Source organism: Cellulomonas fimi, from assembly GCF_012952065.1.
GTDB classification, from domain to species: domain Bacteria; phylum Actinomycetota; class Actinomycetes; order Actinomycetales; family Cellulomonadaceae; genus Pengzhenrongella; species Pengzhenrongella fimi_A.
Genome location: NZ_JABCJJ010000001.1, coordinates 192,196 through 210,715, shown reverse-complemented (window position 1 = coordinate 210,715; position 18,520 = coordinate 192,196). Strand labels below are relative to the sequence as shown.

The 18,520-nt window shown below is 74.2% G+C and carries 10 protein-coding genes; all 10 read right to left on the bottom strand.

Annotation, left to right across the window (positions count from 1 at the left end):
- Positions 1 to 43: 43 nt before the first annotated feature.
- Positions 44 to 1,207, bottom strand: coding sequence for a DUF58 domain-containing protein (locus tag HIR71_RS17305; protein WP_211373669.1), 1,164 nt, complete (start codon positions 1,205 to 1,207; stop codon positions 44 to 46).
- Positions 1,204 to 7,143, bottom strand: a complete 5,940-nt coding sequence (locus HIR71_RS01005; protein WP_311836006.1) for an Ig-like domain-containing protein — start codon at positions 7,141 to 7,143, stop codon at positions 1,204 to 1,206. The genes HIR71_RS17305 and HIR71_RS01005 overlap by 4 nt, the downstream gene beginning before the upstream one ends.
- On the bottom strand, positions 7,140 to 8,711 hold the full coding sequence (locus HIR71_RS01000; RefSeq protein ID WP_169322730.1) for a serine/threonine-protein kinase: 1,572 nt from the start codon (positions 8,709 to 8,711) through the stop codon (positions 7,140 to 7,142). Before HIR71_RS01000 ends, HIR71_RS01005 begins: the two co-directional genes overlap by 4 nt.
- Positions 8,708 to 10,126, bottom strand: a complete 1,419-nt coding sequence (locus tag HIR71_RS00995) for an FHA domain-containing protein (RefSeq protein ID WP_169322729.1) — start codon at positions 10,124 to 10,126, stop codon at positions 8,708 to 8,710. The genes HIR71_RS01000 and HIR71_RS00995 overlap by 4 nt, the downstream gene beginning before the upstream one ends.
- Positions 10,127 to 10,137: 11 nt before the next feature.
- The gene (locus HIR71_RS00990) at positions 10,138 to 10,974 is read right to left on the bottom strand and encodes a PP2C family protein-serine/threonine phosphatase (protein ID WP_169322728.1); all 837 of its coding nucleotides are present in this window, start codon (positions 10,972 to 10,974) and stop codon (positions 10,138 to 10,140) included.
- A 281-nt stretch (positions 10,975 to 11,255) separates the two neighbouring features.
- The gene (locus HIR71_RS00985; RefSeq protein WP_169322727.1) at positions 11,256 to 12,230 is read right to left on the bottom strand and encodes an AAA family ATPase; all 975 of its coding nucleotides are present in this window, start codon (positions 12,228 to 12,230) and stop codon (positions 11,256 to 11,258) included.
- Between the two features lie 55 nt (positions 12,231 to 12,285).
- Entirely contained in the window at positions 12,286 to 13,293 is a 1,008-nt protein-coding gene (locus HIR71_RS00980) for a polyprenyl synthetase family protein (protein ID WP_169322726.1), read from the bottom strand.
- Entirely contained in the window at positions 13,290 to 14,927 is a 1,638-nt protein-coding gene (nuoN, locus tag HIR71_RS00975) for an NADH-quinone oxidoreductase subunit NuoN (RefSeq protein WP_169322725.1), read from the bottom strand. Before nuoN ends, HIR71_RS00980 begins: the two co-directional genes overlap by 4 nt.
- Positions 14,924 to 16,525 carry an NADH-quinone oxidoreductase subunit M gene (locus HIR71_RS00970; RefSeq protein WP_169322724.1) on the bottom strand — a complete coding sequence of 534 codons (1,602 nt, stop codon included), beginning with the start codon at positions 16,523 to 16,525 and terminating at the stop codon, positions 14,924 to 14,926. Before HIR71_RS00970 ends, nuoN begins: the two co-directional genes overlap by 4 nt.
- 11 nt (positions 16,526 to 16,536) lie before the next feature.
- Entirely contained in the window at positions 16,537 to 18,504 is a 1,968-nt protein-coding gene (nuoL, locus tag HIR71_RS00965) for an NADH-quinone oxidoreductase subunit L (protein ID WP_472595083.1), read from the bottom strand.
- Positions 18,505 to 18,520 lie beyond the last annotated feature (16 nt).

The following is an 18,520-nucleotide window of genomic DNA, read 5'->3' as shown; positions in this document are numbered from 1 at the left end:
GTTCGACCACCGCTCGTGCGACTACCGCTCGTGGGACTCCGGCTCATGCGACGACCGCCCGACGCAGCGCGCGCGGCAGGTCCGCGAGCGACGGGACGCGCACCAGCGTCAGCGAGTCGTCGGTCCGAACCCCGACCTCGCCGCGGCGGTCGCACACGAGCGCGACGGCCCGGACGCCGGCCGGGATGACGCGGGTCGACGCGCGCAGCTCCGCCTCGGTCGGCGTCGACCCGACGACGAGGATCGCGACCGACGCGTGCGGCACCTGACGCGCGACCCACCCCGCCAGGTCGGCGCTCCCCCGCTGCGCGTCGGCCGGCTCGAGCGCCGCGACGTCGTCGAGCAGGCGGACCGGCGAGTCCGTCCGCAGCCGCCCCTCCCCCGCGAGGACGGTGACCTCGCGCTCGTCGCGCAGCGCCTGCACGGCGATCGAGGCCGTCACCGAGATCGCGAGCTCGAGCTCGTCGGCGTCCGCGTAGTCGCCCGGCCGCGTCGAGAGCGCGAGCGCGGTGTGCGTGCGCCGGGTGTCCTCGAACTGGCGCACCATGAGCTCGCCGAGCCGCGCGCTCGTCCTCCAGTGGATGTGCCGACGGTCGTCGCCCGCGACGTAGTCGCGCAGCGCGTGGAACGACATGTCGCTGTCGGAGATCGTCCGGGTCGCCTGGCCCTCGAGGTCGCGCAGCACGCCCGAGCCCGCGCCGTCGAGCGGCATGGTCTCGGGGTGCACGTAGAGGTCGACCGGATCGGTCCAGCGCAGCCGCCGGCGCACGAGCCCGATCGGGTCGCCGCGCACCGACCGCACGGGCCCGACGACGACGACGCCGCGACGCGACGTCGGCACCGCGAAGACGTCCTCGTGCTCCGCGCCCGGCCCGAGCGACGGCAGGTCGAAGTCGGCCGCCCCGCGGCCGACGGGCAGCTCGACCTGCGCGGGCAGCAACCGGCGCCGCGACGTGTTCCGCACCGCGATCCGGCCGACCGCCCGCTGGCCGACCCGCACACGGTCACCCGAGAGGTCGAGCTCGACGGCGTACGTCGACCGGCCGACGGCCAGCACGAGCCCGACGCCGAACGCGGCGAGGAGCGCGACCCCGGCACTCGCGAGCTCGACCCAGCCGAACCACCAGCCGGTGCCACCGAGCGCCGCGCCGAGCGCGAGCGTGAGCCACCCGAGCGTCGAGACGGGACGCGCGCCGTCGCGGCTCACGGGGTGCCCGCCGGGGGCGGGGCGGCCGGCGGGGCGGCCGGCGGGTCCGTCGGGGTCGGCCCCGGCTCGGGCGCCCGCTCCGACGCGAACGTCCCGGACACCTGGCCCGACGTGCTCCATCCCCGGGCGTTGCCGGCCTGCACGTAGACCGTGAAGTCGTCGCCCCGGTCCCTCTGCCGCAGGCCGATCGTGACCGACCGCTGGTCGCCCGCGACCTCGGTCCAGCTGCGGTTGTCGACGCTGTAGCGGAACCGCGTGTACGGCGAGCCGCCGTCCGAACGCGGCGCCCACCGGATGGTGACCTCGTCGAGCACCGTCACGTCGGCGGTCACGTCGGGCGACTCTGCGGCCGTGGTGACCTGCGCCGACGGGAACGCGACCCACTGGCTCACCTCGCCGTGGCGGTTGATCGCACGCAGGCGGTACGCGGGCGACGGCCCGGCGGTGAGCCCGCCGAACGTCTCCTCCGTCGAGCCCCCGCCGACGCGCCGGGTCCCCTGCGGCCCCTCGATCTCGTACGCGTCGATCCACACGTCGTCGCCGCCCGGGTCGGCCGGCGCCTGCCACGACAGCCGCACCGCGCCCTCGCCCCATGCCGCGTCGCGACGGCCGGCGTCGGCCGCCGCCAGGGCGAGCGGCTCGGACGGCGCGCTCCACGTCGCGCCCGTCGCCTCGCCCCACGCACCCCAGCCGGCCTTGTTCCGGGCCCGGATCGTGAAGGTGTAGTCCCGCCCGCGCTGGGCGCCGGTGAGCTGCCACGACGTGGCCGACCCCGGCAGCGCGACAGGCGTCCCCCGGTTCACGACGAGCTCGAACCCGTTCACCGGGTCACCGTTGGTGGCGGGCGGGCCCCACGTCACGTCGATCGTGCCCTGCCCGGCCGACATCGACGAGCGCCGCGACGCCGTCAGCGCCGGCGCCTCCGGCGGCCTCGCCGGGACCATCGGCGCCGACCAGGTGCTCCACGGGCCGCCGTCGACCAGCCTGTTGAACGCCTTCACCCGGACCGTGTACTCGGTACCGTTCGTGAGCCCGGTGAACGTCTGCGACGTCGACCGCGTCGTCACCGCCCCCCCGCTCCGGGGCGCCGGGCTGATCTCCACGGTGTACCTGTCGACGGGCGAGCCGGGGCTCGTCGGCGCGGCCCACGTGGCCGTGACCTGCCCGTCCCCGAACTGGAGCACCGGGGCCCCCGGTGCGTCCGGCACGGCGTCGGGCCTCGCGGGCGGCGAGACCGGGCTCGGGTCGGACCAGTCGACGGCGTTCCGCGCGGCGACCGTGAACGTGTACTCGGTGTCGTTGACCAGGTTGTCGATCGTGCACGTGGTGCTCGCGCAGTCGCGCACGATGCCGCCGGGGTTCGCGGTCACGCGGTAGCCCGTGATCGCCTCGCCGTTGTTGACCGGCGCGACCCAGGCCAGGACCACGGTCCGGTCGCGGACCTCGACGACGCGCGGCGCCGTCGGGGTCGCGGGCCGGCCGCGCACGACGACGGTGACGCGCCCCTCGACCTCGCGCTGCGGATCGCCGGTCGCGTCGCGGACGCTGAACCGCGTCACCATCGTGCCGATGAACCCGGCCGCGGGCCGCACGGAGACCTGGTCACCGGCCACGGCCGCCGTGCCCGCGCCCGGGGTCTCGACCGTCGCGCCGCGGAGCGCCAACGGCGACCCGGGGAACGGGTTGGAGGCCCCGGCGAGGACGGGCACGTTCGACGCGCGGCCCTCCACGCCGTCGGCCACCGTGACGTCGACGACGCGGGCGAGCGGGCGCGTGCTCGCGATGACGCGGAGCTCGACCCGCGCGTCCATCGACCCGCCGACGCCGTAACCGATGCTCAGGCCGAGCGTCCCGAACGTGCCCTTGGGCGCGGTCGTCTCGGCCGCGACGCGCAGCACCGAGCCGTCGAGCGTCGCGCTGAACCCCTGCGGGACGGCCGAGGTGATCGCGTACCTGTAGGCGTTCGCGGCGCCGCCGGTGCCCACGGGGGCGGACGTGAACGCGGTGAGGTCGACCGACATGGACGCCTCACCGGGCGCCACGTCGATCACCGACGGCACGAAGGCCGGCGGGTAGTCCTCGACCGCGTACACCGTGATCGGCAGCGTGAGGACCTTGGTGCGCGCCTCGAGGTCGCCGGGACCGGTCGCATCGGTGACCTCGAACGAGATCGACGCCGGGCCGGCGTAGGTGCGCGGCGCGCGGTAGGTCAGCGTGGTCCCGTCGCGCCAGAGCGGCGACCCGTCGGCCTTGGTGGCCTGGACCTTCGCCGGGTCGCTGATCGTCGCGGTCCGGCCGGGCGCGACCTGGACCTGCTCCGCGAGCGGGATGACGAGCTCCTCCCCCGCGAGCACCTCGAGGGCCGCAGCGCGGGGACGCAGCATCGGCGGGAAGTCGCCGAGCGCCGGCACGGTGATGAACGCGTAGGTGCTCAGGCCGTCGGCCTGCGGGTTCGTGTTGGTCAGGACGTACGGGAGCGTCTGCGCCGTCTCGACGAGCGTGACCACGACGGCTCCGCCGGGCGTGACGGTCGCGGTCGACGCGGCCGTCGGGTGCACCGACACGGCGAGGTCGCTCAGCGGCCCGCTCGGGTTCTGCGCGACGGCGAGCACGTCCACCTCGACCTCGGTGCGCCCGACCGTGTCGGTCGGCGGCACGACGACGTCCTGGGCGACGGGGGGCAGCACGGTCGCGTCGTTCGAGACCGTGACGGTGAGCACCGCGCTGTCGCGACCGCCGCGCTCGTTCGTCGCGGTGTAGGCGATCTGGAGGACAGCCTCGGCATCGGGGGCCCGCACGACGATCCGGCGACCCTCGACCCGCGCGTCGACGCCCTCGGCGAGCTCGAGGTCGGGCGCGAGCTGCAGCTCGGCGCCCCCGGGGTCCACGTCGTTCGCGAGCACGCGCACCTCGACCTGCTGACCCGGCCGCACGGTGACGTCGTCGTTCCGGGCGATGACGGCGGCCGCCGTCGTCGGCCGCGCCGCGATGCCGACACGGACCGTCGCGACCGCGCGCTGCCCCACCCAGTCCTCGACCGCGTACGTGAACTGGTCGGTGCCGAGCTCGCCCGGCAGGGCCTGGTACTCGAGCCAGTCGGCGCCGACGGCCGTGATGCGGCCCTTGGTCGGCACCTGGTCCTGGCCGAGCAGGCTGACGCCGTCGCCGTCGGGGTCGATGCCGACCAGCGGGACCTGGATGCGGACCGTCTCGCTCGCGAACACGCGCGCCTCGAGGCTGCGCGGGCGCGGCGGGGCCTTGGTCTGCGGGTCGGACGCGTGGACGGTCACCGTGAGCACGGCCGCGGTCACGTTGCCGACGGCGTCGGTCACCGCGAACGTCGCCCTGGCCGTGGTCGGCTGCGTCGGCGCCTGGTAGCGCAGCAGGTCGCCGGACACGAAGAGGAGGCCCTGCCCGTCCGGCAGCGGCTCGGCGAGCTCGCGCACGAGGGTGAGCTCGTCGCCGTCCGGGTCGTACGCGTGGTCGAGCACCGGGACGGTCACGACGCCCCCGGTGCGGACCGAGACCGCGATGTTCTCGACGACGGGCGCCTGCTGGGTCACGCCGGCCGGGACCGGCCGCACGAGGATCTCGCCCGTCGCCTGCGCGGTCCCGTTCGAGACGACGTACCGCAGCACGACCGGGCCCTCGAGCACGCGCGTCGCGGTGATGCGCAGCAGCTGGTGCCCGAGCGTGGCCACCCGCAGCCCCGACTCCGCGGGCACCTCGACCGACTGGAGCACCAGGACCGCCCCGCCCGGGTCGACGTCGTTGCCGAGCGGGTCGATCGTGACCTCGCCGCCGGGCGGCAGCAGCGCGCGGTCGCCGACGGCGGTCGGCGGCTCCGGCTGGCCCGGACGCTCGCGCACGTCGACCCGGGCGACGCCGGTCGCCTGCTGCGGCGACGCCGTGACCAGGAACGTCACGTAGTAGCTGCCCGGCCGCGCGGCGCTGAAGCTGAAGGTTCCCGCGGCGAGGTCGGGGACCACTGTGGCGCCGGGGACCTCGTCGACCCCGGCCAGCCGCGCGGGCTCGCGCGAGCTGCTCCGGACCGCGTCGAGGGCCCGGACGGTCACGGGGGTGTCGACGTAGGTGACCGCGTGCACCGGGTCGATGAGGGGCGCGAGCGAGCCCGCGGGGCGCACGTCGACCAGGAGCAGCCCGTCGACCGTCTCGACGCCGTCGGACACCAGGAGGCGGACCTGCACCCGGCCCAGCTGACCGCCGTCGGCCTGGAACGTCACCTGGCCGTCCTGCCGGCTGCGGACGGTGCCACCCTGCTCGGTCGACGCGCCGACCAGCACGAGGTCGTCGCCGTCGGGGTCGGTGAAGTCGGCGAGCGCCTCGTACGAGGCCTGGGCGCCCTGCTCGACGACCACCGACCCGACCCGCACCTGCGCCGGGGCCCCGTTCTCGCCGTCGGGCCGGATGGTGAGCTGGACCCGCGCGGTCGAGGGCGCCGAGCTGCCGCGGCCGTCGGTGACCGTGTAGGTGAAGGCGGCCGAGCCGCGCGCGCCGTCGGCGGGCTGGAGCTGGAGCGCCCGCCCGCCGTGGATGGGCGCGAGCGTGCCGAACTCGGGCGGCAGGGGGTCGAACTCGGAGATCGCGAGGATGCCGCAGTCCGACGAGGAGTCGTTGTCGATGACCGACAGGACGGTCGAGCGGCCCGGGCGCACGCCGTAGTCGTCGTCGTTCGCGGTGGGCGGCGCCGACTGCGCGGTGCACTCGGCGAGCAGGTTCTGCTCGCTCTGCTGGCTGTCTGCCTCCTGCTCGTCGTCCTGCGTCTCCTCCTGCGGCTGGATGTCCTGCCAGTTCGGTTCGCGCAGCTCGGGGTCCTCGAGCGGCACCCACAGGCGCCCGGCGAGCGTGTCGTTGAGCACGACGACCGAGCGGTTCACGCGGAAGACCAGCTCGTCGCGCGTCGTCATGCCCTCGAGGTCGAGCACCTCGGGCGCACCGTCGCCGCACTTCGCCAGGAAGCTGCCCCGCGGGGTGGCCCACGCGGCGCGCGCGCAGCCGTCGACCAGCACGGGAGCGGCCGGCTTCCCGCTCCCGCCCGACTCGTGCTCGCGCACCTCGCCGCCGTCGAGCGGCACCTCGAGCAGCGCGGAGCTGCTCGCCACGAGCACCGTGCCCGACGCCGGACCCGGTTGCTGGAGCGCCAGCGCGTCCCCGTAGCGCGCGAGGTCGACCGGCCCGGTGAGGGTGTGCAGCGTGCGGCCCGCGAGCGCGACGGGCTGGTCGCCGACGGCCGTGACCTGGTCCCAGCCGGTCGGCGGGGCGGCTGCGAGCGTCCCGGCGTCCCCGGGCTCGCTCACGCCGGCAGTGCCGTCGTCGGCCGTGACCAGGGTGCTGACGGCACCGTCGGCCGCGATGGCGACGACCGTGCCGTCGCGCGCGACGACAGCGGCGCCGCCCTCGCCCAGCTCGAGGTCGGCGTCGTCGGCGTCGGTGCGCAGGGCGCCGAGCGCGCTCGTCGGGCGGACCCAGAGCGAGCCGTCCGCGGGGTCGACGACCGCCACCGTGCCCGCAGCCATCGAGACCAGCGCGTCCCGCGGGACGACCGTCTGCGCGCTCGGGGTCACGGACGCGGGGTCGATCACCGCGACGGCGCCCGGCTCGACGAGCAGCACGTCGGACGCGTCCTGGAGCACGTCGAACTCGGTCGCGGTGGTGACGAGACCCCCGTTGAGCTCGTCGATCACCGAGTTGAAGCGGCCGAGCTTGAGCGCGGAGGTGTTGGTCAGCCACACGCCGGCGTCGTTGAGGTCGACCTGGGACACGGGCTGACCGGGGTAGACGAGCGCGAGGGCCGCGAGGACGGCGGGCGCGGTCGCGACCGCTCCGACGCGGGTCCACGTCCGGCGGTCGCCCCGGCGCAGCGTGCGCGACGTGTTGGCCGGGAGGAAGCGGCGCAGGCCGTCGCGGGGGCTCACGGGCTGCACCCCACGGCCGGGGTCGTGGACGCCCGCCGGTCGGCCCGCACGATCGAGACCTCGATGCAGACCGGCGCCGCGGTCCCGGCGCCGGGCACGCTCACGACCCGCTCGTCGACGACCTCCATGCGCGGCTGCGTGCCCGTCTGCACGACGCCCCAGAGGTAGCGGTCGCCGTCCTGCGGCTCGGGGTTGCCCCAGGTGAACACGACCGCGCCGTCGGGCCCCGTCGTGCCGACCAGGTCCACCGGGGTGGGCACCGCGGTGGTGACCGCCACGGTGGCCGTCGGGGCCGGGCTCGCCTCGGCCTCGGCCTCGGGTGGGGCGTCGCCGCCGCCGAGGGAGAGCGCGGCGGCGCCGACCAGCACGCCGACGACGACGGCGCCCGCGACCGCGCCGAGGACGAGGCGACGGCGGTGGCGCGGCTGGGTGGAGCGGTCGGGGGCGGTGGCCGACGGCGCGGACGCGGCGGGCAGCGCGTAGGACGGCACGGCCGAGGCGGGACGGGCCGGTGCGCCGTCGGGCGAGATGCTCGCGACCGGACGCAGGCGCGTGGCCTGGGCGCCGTCGTCGGCGGGGTCGGCGTCGGGGTCGGCGTCGGGGTCGATGCTCACGACGGGCCGCAGCCGGGTCAGCTGCTGGTCGGCCGCCTCGCCGCCGTCGGCGTCGCCCGCCTGCTCGGCGTCGGTCAGGACGTCCTCGGGGAGCTCGACCGGGGTGCCGGGAAGCATCAGCTCGAGCTCGACCTGCTGGAGCGCGCGCGCGAAGGCCAGCGCCGAGTGGTGGCGGTGCGCGGGGTCCTTCTCCATCGAGCGCGCGAGCGCGGCCTGGAGGCTCGCGGGCACGTCGGTGCGACCGGTCGGGGCGAGCGGCGAGCGCTCGATGCGGGCGATCAGGTCCGCGGCGCCGTTCGCGCCGCCGGGGACCTCGAACGGCGACCGGCGTGCGAGCAGCGAGTAGACCGTGGCTCCGAGCGAGTAGACGTCGCCGCGCACGTCGCCCTGCGGGTCCTCGGCGAGGAGCTCGGGCGGCGACCACGGGATCGACATGCCGACCGCCGACCCGCTGCTCCAGCCGGTCGTGGCCGCGATGCCGAAGTCGGTGAGCGCGGGCCAGCCGAAGTCCGTGATGAGCACGTTGGCGGGCTTGATGTCGCGGTGCAGGATGCCGGCGCGGTGCGCCGTCTCGACCGCGGACGCGAGCCGGATCCCGATCCGCAGGGCCTCCGCGACCGAGATCCGCTCGCTGCGGTACCGCGCGCCGAGGCCGGGCCGCGAGCAGTACTCCATGACCAGGTACGGCCGTCCGTCACCCGCGATCGCGGCCTGGTAGATCGTGACGATCGACGGGTGGTGCGACAGCTGGGCCATGAGGTCGGCCTCGGTCTGGAAGCGCGACCGGACCTCGGGGCCGAGCGTGCCGGCGAGCAGGACCTTGACCGCCACGGACCGTCGCGGCATCTGTTGCTGGTACAGGAAGACGTCGGCGAAGCCGCCCATCCCGAGGAGGCGTCGGGCCTCGTAGCCCGGGATGTCGGGCGGCGTCGAGGGTTCGCGGCGCGAGGTCACGCTCCCCGCTCCACGGTGAAGGTGATGCCCTCCCCCAGGTCGACGACGAGACCGGGCTCGAGCACGGTCGCCTCCCCCGGGTGGAGGCGCTGGGGCGTGGCTCCCGGGCGGACGACGAGCACGCCGTTCGTCGAGCGCAGGTCGGTGAGCACCACGTGGTCGCCGTCCATGCGGACCTCGGCGTGCGTGCGCGAGATGTCCTGCATCGGGCTCGGGACCGTGACCAGGCGCGGGATCTCGGCGTTCTGCACGCGGGAGACCTGGGGTGCGCGGCCGATGAGCACCGGCCGGTTGAGGGTCACGACCTCGCCCGTCGAGAGCACGAGGCGCGCCGGGGCGGGCGTCGTCGAGGCGGGCACGGCCAGCGGGCCGGGCACGGCGTTGCCGACCCAGTCGGGGAGCTGCTTGCGCAGCGCGACGACGTCCGTGGTCAGGACGGTGGTGCCGTCGTGGTCCACGGAGTCGTCGAAGAGCGGGATCGTCGGCGCGGGGGTCGAGGGCACGGGCATCGGGGATGCGGGCATCGAGGAGATCGGCGTCGAGGAGATCGGCGTCGACTCGGGAGCCGCCGCCCGGTGCGCCGGGCGCAGGAGGGTGTGGTCGAGCACCTCGTCCTCGTCGAGGTCGGGGAACGGGTCCGCCGGCATCTCGTGCATCGTCGCGGAGAAGCCGGCGTGCTCGTTCTGCGTCGGGACGTCCGGCGCCATGACGAGGTGACCCGGGACGGGGACGGGAGAGGGGACCGGCTCGGACTCGGGGTGCGGCTCGGGCTCCGGCTCCGGCTGCGGCTCGGGCTCCGGCTCCGGCTCGGGCTCCGGTTCGGGCTCCGGCTCGGGCTCCGGCTCCGGCTCGGGCTCCGGTTCGGGCTCCGGCTCCGGCTCCGGCTGCGGCTCGGGCACGACGGCCTCCGCCGGCTCCGCCACCGTCTCCTCCACGACCACCGCGGTGGCGCCGGTCTCCTGCTCGCCGGTCTCGGCGTCGGGCACGAGGCGGAGGGCCCCCGCCCGCACGACCCCCGCGACCAGCGGCAGCGCGTCGTCCGTCACGGCGTCGCCCGCGGCGACACCCGGCGCGCGGAGCGTCACCGATGCGACGCCCTCGACGACCTCCTCCGACCACGTCGACACCAGCGGAGCGGCGAGCACGCGGTCGCCCGCGGCGGTCGTCACGTCGAGCGCGACGTCGCCGCGCACCATCGCGTGCAGCCGCCCGGCCTCGAGCGAGACCAGCGCGAAGGGCGGCAGCGAACCGAGCCCGTCGCGCGTGAGGACCTGGAGGTGCTCGACGAGCGACGCGCCCGCGCGCAGCGACTCCCAGAGCGCCCGCACGGTCGTTGTCGGCGTCGCTGCGGGGAGGAACGCCGCGTCCGCGCCGCTCACGACGGCGACCCACTCGCCGGGCTCGTACTCGCGCATGGTCACGCTCCTCACTGCTCCGTTCCGGTCACACGTTCCAGGCGCGGGATGGTCGCGCCGTGGAGCACCTCGTCCCAGTCGATCGCGGGAGACGACTCGGGGTGCTCGGTGGTCGCCTCGTTCACGGCCGTGGCGCGGGCGGTGCCGACGTCGACGACGACGGCGCTGACGTTGTCCCGGCCGCCCGCCGCCACCGCGGCCTCCACGAGCACCGCCGCGGCGACCTGCGGGTCCGTCTCGACGGTGAGCACGTGGGCGAGCACGTCGTCCGCGAGCTCCTGCGTCAGGCCGTCGGAGCAGATCAGCAGGCGGTCCGTGGGACCCGCCGGGATGAGCCAGTAGTCGGGCTCGGGCGGCGCGCCGGTCCCCACCGCGCGCGTGATGACGTGCCGCTCCGGGTGCCCCTCGGCCTCGTGCGCGCCGATCTCGCCGCGGTCGAGCATCTCCTGGACCACCGAGTGGTCGACGCTGATCTGCTCGAGCTCACCCTCGGCGAGGCGGTAGACGCGCGAGTCTCCGATGTTGAACACCAACCAGTACGAGCCGCCGTCGTGCGCCGCGATGGCGACGCCCGCGACCGTCGTGCCGGCCGTGCGGCCCGCGGCGATCGTCTCGCGCAGGCGTCGGGCCGTCCGCTGGAAGCAGCCGTGCACCTCGTCGGGCGAGGCGGCCGGCGATCCCGCGAGCTGCGAGAACTCCTCGACCGCGAGCCTGCTCGCGAGGTCCCCGGCCGAGTGCCCGCCCATGCCGTCAGCCACCAGGAAGACCGGCGGGTACGCCAGCAGGGCGTCCTCGTTGAGCCGACGGACCCGTCCCCGGTCGGTCGCCGAGCCCCACGACGTGCGCACGTGTCTCCTCGCGGCTCGGGTCGCCGTGGCATGTCGCGGCGAGCAGGGAAGGGTTCCGGTCCTCCCATCGGCAGGAGGGAACCGGGTCATGAGGGTCCTCGGGGCAACGATCTGCCCGGCGCAGGACCTTCCGGACTATAGAGCCAGGTCGCGGCCGCCGTCCCGGACTGTGCGCAGACGGGTGACGCGGGCTTCGCCCTTCCGCGAACCCGCCGTCTCCCGTCGACGAGGTCCGACCCCGTCAGGCACGCCGGCGGCAGCGGCCGGGCGGGCGAGCGGGGTCACGCCACGGTCCGCCGCTCCTGCGGCGCCGCGACGTCCCCGAGGATCCGGGCCAGCACGCCGTCCGACGTCGTGCCCGCGAACTCCGCCTCGGGGTCCAGCATGAGCCGGTGCGTCCAGACCGGGCCGACGAGCTCCTTGACGTCGTCGGGGAGCACGTAGTGGCGGCCGTGGACCGCGGCCCACACCTTGGCCGTCCGGACGAGCGCGAGAGAGCCGCGGACGCTGACGCCGAGCCGCGTCTCGGGGGCCGTGCGCGTCTCCTCGGCGAGCCGCGAGACGTACTCGAGCACCGCGCCGTCGACGTGCGTCGTGGTCGCGAGCCGGATCATGTCGGCGACCGCGCTCGTCGTGATGAGGGCGGGGAGGTGACCCGAGCGGTCCCGCTCGGACGCACCCGCGAGGATCTGCACGGTCGAGGCGTGGTCGGGGTAGCCGATCGACGTCTTCATGAGGAAGCGGTCGAGCTGCGCCTCGGGCAGGCGGTAGGTCCCCGCCTGCTCGATGGGGTTCTGGGTCGCGATCACCATGAACGGGCGCGGGGCGTCGTGCGTGACGCCGTCGACCGTGACGCGGGCCTCCTCCATGACCTCGAGGAGCGCCGACTGCGTCTTGGGCGAAGCCCGGTTGATCTCGTCGGCCAGCACGATCGAGCTGAAGATCGGGCCCTTGTGGAACTCGAACCGATGGGTCGACTGGTCGTAGATGGTCACGCCCGTGACGTCGCTGGGGAGCAGGTCGGGCGTGAACTGGATCCGGTTGTGCGTGCCCTGCACGGTCGAGGCGATCGCGCGTGCGAGCGACGTCTTGCCGGTTCCGGGCGCGTCCTCGAGCAGCAGGTGACCCTCGGTGAGCATGCACGTGAGCGCGAGGCGGACGACGTGCGACTTGCCCAGCACCGCCTGCCCGACGTTGGCGACGAGCTTCTCGAACGTCTCGGCGTACCAGGCGGCCTGCTCCGGGGTCATGCTCATGAACGGTCTCTTCTCTCGTGGGTCACGGGACCTCTCTCCTGCGGTGACCTCCGGGTCAGGACGCGCGGTCGACCAGCGCGTCGGTGAACGACAGCAGCGCGTCCTTGACCTTCCCCCCGGGCAGCGGGCGCAGCTCGGCGACGGCCTCGTGCGCCCACGCCACCGCGAGCGCGCGGGTCTCGTCCACGACGCTGTGCCCGCGGAGGCCGCGCACCGCCTCGGCCAGGTCGACGTCGGCCGACAGGTCCGAGTCCAGCAGCGCGACGAGCTCGCGGTCCTGCGCGCTCGCGTCCGGGCGCGCGGCGCGGGCGCGCAGCAGCAGCACCGGCATCGTGGGCACCTGCTCGCGCAGGTCGGTGCCCGGCGTCTTGCCCGTGGCCGCGCCGTCGGCCGAGAGGTCGATGACGTCGTCGGCGAGCTGGAACGCGACCCCCACCTTCTCGCCGTACTCGGTGACGATCCGCACCACGTCCGGGTGGCACCCCGCGAACATCGCCCCGAAGCGAGCGGACGTCGCGATGAGCGACCCGGTCTTGTCGGAGAGCACCTGGAGGTAGTGCTCGACGGCGTCCTCGCCGCCCTGCGGGCCGACCGTCTCGTGCAGCTGCCCCAGGCACAGTCGCTCGAACGCCGCGGCCTGGATGCGCACGGCCTCGGGGCCGAGCCCGGCGACCATCGAGGACGCCCGCGCGAACAGCAGGTCGCCCGTGAGGATCGCGACCGAGTTCCCCCAGACCTCGTGCGCCGCCGGCGCACCGCGGCGCAGCGGGGCGGAGTCCATGACGTCGTCGTGGTAGAGCGTCGCGAGGTGGGTCAGCTCGACCACGACCGCGGCGTCGAGCACCTCGGGGCGCATCCCGTTACCGAGCTGCGCGGCGAGCAGCGTCAGCATCGGCCGCAGACGCTTGCCCCCCGCGTTGACGAGGTGCCGCGACGCGGTGTCGGCGAGCGCGTCGGCCTGTGCCACGGCGTCCCGCAGCCGCTCCTCGACCAGCGCGAGCCGCCCGGTGAGCAGCTCGGTGAGCTCCGGGTCGGCGAGCGGGAGCGCCGCGGCGGACGTCACGGGACGAACCTCGTGACCTCTCCGGTCAGGACGTCGAGCACCGGCGCCGGGAACACCCCGAGCAGGACCGTGAGCGCGGCGGTCACCACGATGGTGACCGTCGTGAGGCCCTCCGACCGGACGACCGTCACGCCCGCCGCTCCGGTGTCGCCCGCCCCCGTCACGGCGGCAGGGCCGGCCGGCGTGCCGGCGGGCTCACCCGAGCGCGGCGCGTCGGTGAAGAACATCAGGACGATGATCCGCACGTAGAAGAACACGGCGACCGCGGACGCGACGACGCCGGCGACGGCGAGCGGCGTCGCGTCGCCCTCGATCGCGCTCGAGAACACCGCGAACTTCCCGATGAACCCGGCCGTGAGCGGGATGCCCGCGAACGAGAGCAGGAACAGCGAGAAGGCCACCGCGAGCCACGGGTTCCGACGCCCGAGCCCGGCCCACTGGGACAGGTGCGTCGCCTCCCCCAGCACGACGCCGTCGGCCGCCTTCTCGCGCACCAGCGTGACGATCGCGAACGCGCCGACCGTGGCCGCGCCGTACGCGGTCAGGTAGAAGATCACCGAGCCGATGCCGCTCTTCTCGAGCGCGACCACGCCCGTGAGGATGAACCCGGTGTGCGCGACGGCGGAGTAGGCGAGGATCCGCTTCATGTCCGTCTGGACCAGCGCGACGACCGTGCCGACCGCCATCGTGAGAAGGACGATCGCCCAGAGCACCGGCCGCAGGTCCCAGTGGATCGACGGGACCACGACGTAGACCACGCGCAGCAGCGCGCCGAACGCCGCGACCTTGGTGCAGGCGGCCATGAAGCCGGTGATCGGCGTGGGCGCCCCCTGGTAGACGTCGGGCGTCCACGAGTGGAACGGGACCGCGCCGACCTTGAACAGCAGGCCCACGAGGACCATCACGGCCCCCGCGAGCAGCAGCGGGTCGAGGCCCACGACCGTGGCCGTCGCCTCCGCGATCGCGTCCAGGCGGACCGACCCCGCGAAGCCGTAGAGCAGGGCCACGCCGAACAGGAAGAGCGCCGAGGAGAAGGCCCCGAGCAGGAAGTACTTCATCGCCGCTTCCTGCGACAGGAGCCGACGGCGTCGCGCCATCCCCGAGAGCAGGTACAGCGGGAGGGAGAGGACCTCGAGCGCGACGAACATCGTCAGCAGGTCGCCCGCGGCGGTGAAGATCATCATGCCGCCGGCGGCGAACAGGATGAGCGGGTACACCTCGGTCTGGACGACGCCCTGACGCCGCGCGAGCTGCTCGTAGTCGGAGCCCGGCACGGCCGCGGCCGACGGCGCGAACGCGTCCTCGCCCGTCGCCGTGCGGTCGGCGACCACGAGCAGGGACAGCAGCGTGAGCACCGCGACGAGGCCCTGGAGCAGCAGCGACGGGCCGTCGAGGATGACGGACCCGCCCAGCACGACGGTCCCGCCGTCCTGCGTCACGCCGTCCCAGAGCGCCGCGAGCGCGACGACCGCGCCGGCCGTCGCGACGAGCGCGAGCGCCAGCTGGACGGTCCTCCGCGGGCCACGCGGGACGAACGCCTCGACGAGCACGCCGATCACGCCGGCCCCGAGCACGATGAGGATCGGTGCCAGCGCCGCCCAGTCGATCTGCGGCGCGGTGAAGCCCCCGGTCACGTCGTGCTCCCCTCGTCGTCGCTGGTCGTGCCGCTGCTCGTCCCGGTCGCGGCTGCGTCGGCCCCCACCGCGCGGGCGGCCGTGCTCACGGTCGCCTCCGGGTCGCTCACGCCGACCTGCTCGAGCGTGACCGTCGCCGGCTCGCGCACCAGGTCGAGCGCCGGCGTCGGGTAGAAGCCGAGCACCAGCATCAGCGCGATGAGCGGCGCAACGACCCAGGTCTCCCGTGCGGACAGGTCGGGCGTCCGGACGAGCTCGTCACGCACGGGCCCCGTGAAGATGCGCTGGTAGGTCAGCAGCACGTAGATCGCCGCGAGCACGACGCCGAGCACCGCCACCACAGCGGCCGGCTGGGAGCGCGCGAACGTGCCGATCAGCACGAGGAACTCGCTCACGAACGTCGACAGGCCCGGCAGCGACAGCGCCGAGAGACCCGCGACGAGGAACGTGCCGGCCAGCACCGGCGCGACCTTCTGCAGCCCGCCGAAGTCGGCGATCAGCTGGCTGCCGCGGCGCGTCACCAGGAACCCGGCCAGGAGGAACAGCGCCCCGGTCGAGAGCCCGTGGTTGAACATGTAGAACGACGAGCCCGCGATGCTGGTCGACGTGAAGGCGAAGATGCCCAGGACGATGAAGCCGAAGTGGGAGACCGACGTGTAGGCGATCATGCGCAGGAGGTCCTGCTGGCCGATCGCGAGCAGCGCCCCGTAGAGGATCGAGATCACGGCGAGCACGATGATGACCGGTGCGGCCCAGCGGGAGGCGTTCGGGAACAGCGGCAGGCACAGCGTCAGCATCCCGAAGGTGCCGACCTTGTCGAGGACAGCGACCAGCAAGGTCGACGTGCCGGCCGGCGCGGTCTCCGCGGCGTCCGGCAGCCACGTGTGCACCGGCCACATCGGGGCCTTGATGGCGAAGGCGAGGAAGAACGCCAGGAACATCAGTCGCTCGGTCCAGACCGGCAGGTCGAGCCCGACGAGGTTCTCGATGAGGAAGCCCTGCGGCCCGCCGTCGCCCTGGAGGTACAGCGCGATGACGGCGACGAGCATGATCAGCCCGCCCGCGAGCGAGTACAGCAGGAACTTGACCGCGGCGTAGCGCCGCTGCTGGCCGCCGAACTGCCCGATGAGGAAGTACACCGGGATGAGCATCGCCTCGAAGAGCACGTAGAACAGGAACACGTCCCGCGCCGCGAACACCGCGACCATGAACGTCTCGAGCACGAGGATCAGCGCGACGTAGTGGCGCAGCCGATCGACGTCCCCGGCCTGCTCACGCCAGGCGGCGAGCAGCACGAGCGGCGTGAGCACGACGGAGAGCAGGATGAGGAGCAGGCCCACGCCGTCGACCCCGACGGCGTAGCTCGCGCCGATCTGCGGGATCCAGCCGCGCAGCTCGCCGAGCTGGTGGGTCCCGGCGTCGGCCGTGTCGAAGGTGGACGCGGCCGCCACCGCGAGCAGCAGCTCGAGGAGCGCGACGCCGACGGCGACGTGCCGCACCCAGCGCCGGGCGGACGAGGGCAGCGCCCACACGATCGCGGCGCCGACGAGCGGCACCACGATGAGCGTGGTCAGCCAGGGGAAATCCGCGGACAGCATGTGAATCTCCCTCAGATCCGGGTGGCCAGGACGGCGACGACGAGGACGACGAGGCCCACGGTCATCGACGCGGCGTAGGAGCGGACGTAGCCGGTCTGCAGGCGGCGCATCCGGTCGCCGATCCGGACCATCACGTGCGCGAGACCGCTCACCGCGCCGTCGACCACCTGGCGGTCGCTGTACACCAGCGAGCGCGTGAGGTACTGGCCGGGCTCGACGAGCAGGGCGTCGTTGACGTCGTCCTGGTACATGTCCTTGCGGGCCGCGCGGCTGAGCGCCGAGCCCGCCGGGGCGACCACCGGGACCGGCGCGGCCCCGTACTGCCGCCACGCGAGGGCGAGCCCGACGAGCACCAGCAGGAGGGTGAGCGTCGTGATCACCCAGATGGGCATGACGGGTGCGTGCGGCTCGGCGCGACCCGTGACCGGCTCGAGCCACGACGTGAACACCCCACCGATGCTCAGCAGCCCACCGAGCGCCGCCGAGCCGACCGCGAGGACGATCATCGGCACCGTCATGAGCCGCGGGGCCTCGTGCGGGTGCTGGACCGGGGCGTTGGCGATCGCGGCGTCCGGCGACGCGCTGTGGCCGTCGTTCCAGCGCTTGGAGCCCAGGAACGTCATGAAGAACAGCCGGGACATGTAGAAGGCGGTGATCCCCGCGCCGAGCAGCGCGGCGGACCCGAAGACCCACGGTCGCCAGCCTTCGCCGACGAACGCCGCCTCGATGATCTTGTCCTTGCTCCAGAACCCGGAGAACGGCGGCACGCCGATGATGGCGAGGTAGCCCAGGCCGAACGTGACGTACGTGGTCTTCATGTAGCGACCGAGCCCGCCGAAGCGGCGCATGTCGACCTGGTCACCCATGCCGTGCATGACCGAGCCCGCGCCGAGGAACAGCCCGGCCTTGAAGAAGCCGTGTGTCACGAGGTGGAAGATCGCGAACGCGTACCCGACCGGGCCGAGCCCGGCCGCCAGGATCATGTAGCCGATCTGCGACATGGTCGACGCCGCGAGGGCCTTCTTGATGTCGTCCTTCGCGCTGCCGATGATCGCCCCGAGCAGCAGCGTGAAGGCACCGACGACGACGACGACCAGCTGGGCCGTGGGGGCGCCGTCGAAGACCGGCGCCGAGCGCACGATCAGGTAGACGCCCGCGGTCACCATGGTGGCCGCGTGGATGAGGGCCGAGACCGGCGTCGGGCCCGCCATCGCGTCGCCGAGCCAGGACTGCAGCGGGAACTGCGCCGACTTGCCGCACGCCGCGAGGAGCAGCATGAGGCCGATCACCGTGAGGACGCCCTCGCTCGCGCCCGGGACGGCCGCGAAGACGGTCTCGAAGTCGACCGCGCCGAACGCGGCGAACATCAGCATCATCGCGATGAGGAGCCCGAGGTCACCGACGCGGTTGGCGACGAACGCCTTCTTGGCCGCGACCGCGTACGGGGTGTTGTGGTTCCAGAACCCGATGAGCAGGTACGACGCGAGACCCACGCCCTCCCAGCCGACGAACAGCAGCAGGAAGCTGTCGGCGAGGACGAGCAGGAGCATCGCCGCGACGAACAGGTTGAGGTAGGCGAAGAACCGGCGCCGGTCGGTGTCGTGCTCCATGTACGCCACGGAGTAGACGTGGATCAGCGTGCCGACGAACGTCACGAGCATCACGAACGTCAGCGACAGCGGGTCGACCCGCAGCCCGGCGTCGACGTTCAGCGCCTCGGCCGGCAGCCACGTGAACAGGCGCAGGTCGAGCACGCGCTCGCCGGCGTCGCGGCCGAGCACGCTGATCAGGAGGACGAGGCCCAGGACGAAGCTCGCGGCCGAGGCGAGCACGCCGAGCCAGTGGCCCCAGCGGTCGGAGCCCCGTCCGGCGAGGAGCAGCACGGCGGCGCTCACCAGCGGGACGGCCACGAGCAGCCAGGCCAGCGAGACGATGCCCTCGGCGGGAGCGGCGGCCGCTTGCGGCTCCACCGCGGCCACCAGGGTCGCGATCGAC

Coding starts and splice junctions, on each gene's coding strand:
- HIR71_RS00995 (WP_169322729.1), bottom strand. CDS start 10,126: ATGCGCGAGTACGAGCCCGGCGAGTGGGTCGCCGTCGTGAGCGGCGCG.
- HIR71_RS00985 (WP_169322727.1), bottom strand. CDS start 12,230: ATGAGCATGACCCCGGAGCAGGCCGCCTGGTACGCCGAGACGTTCGAG.
- HIR71_RS00970 (WP_169322724.1), bottom strand. CDS start 16,525: ATGCTGTCCGCGGATTTCCCCTGGCTGACCACGCTCATCGTGGTGCCG.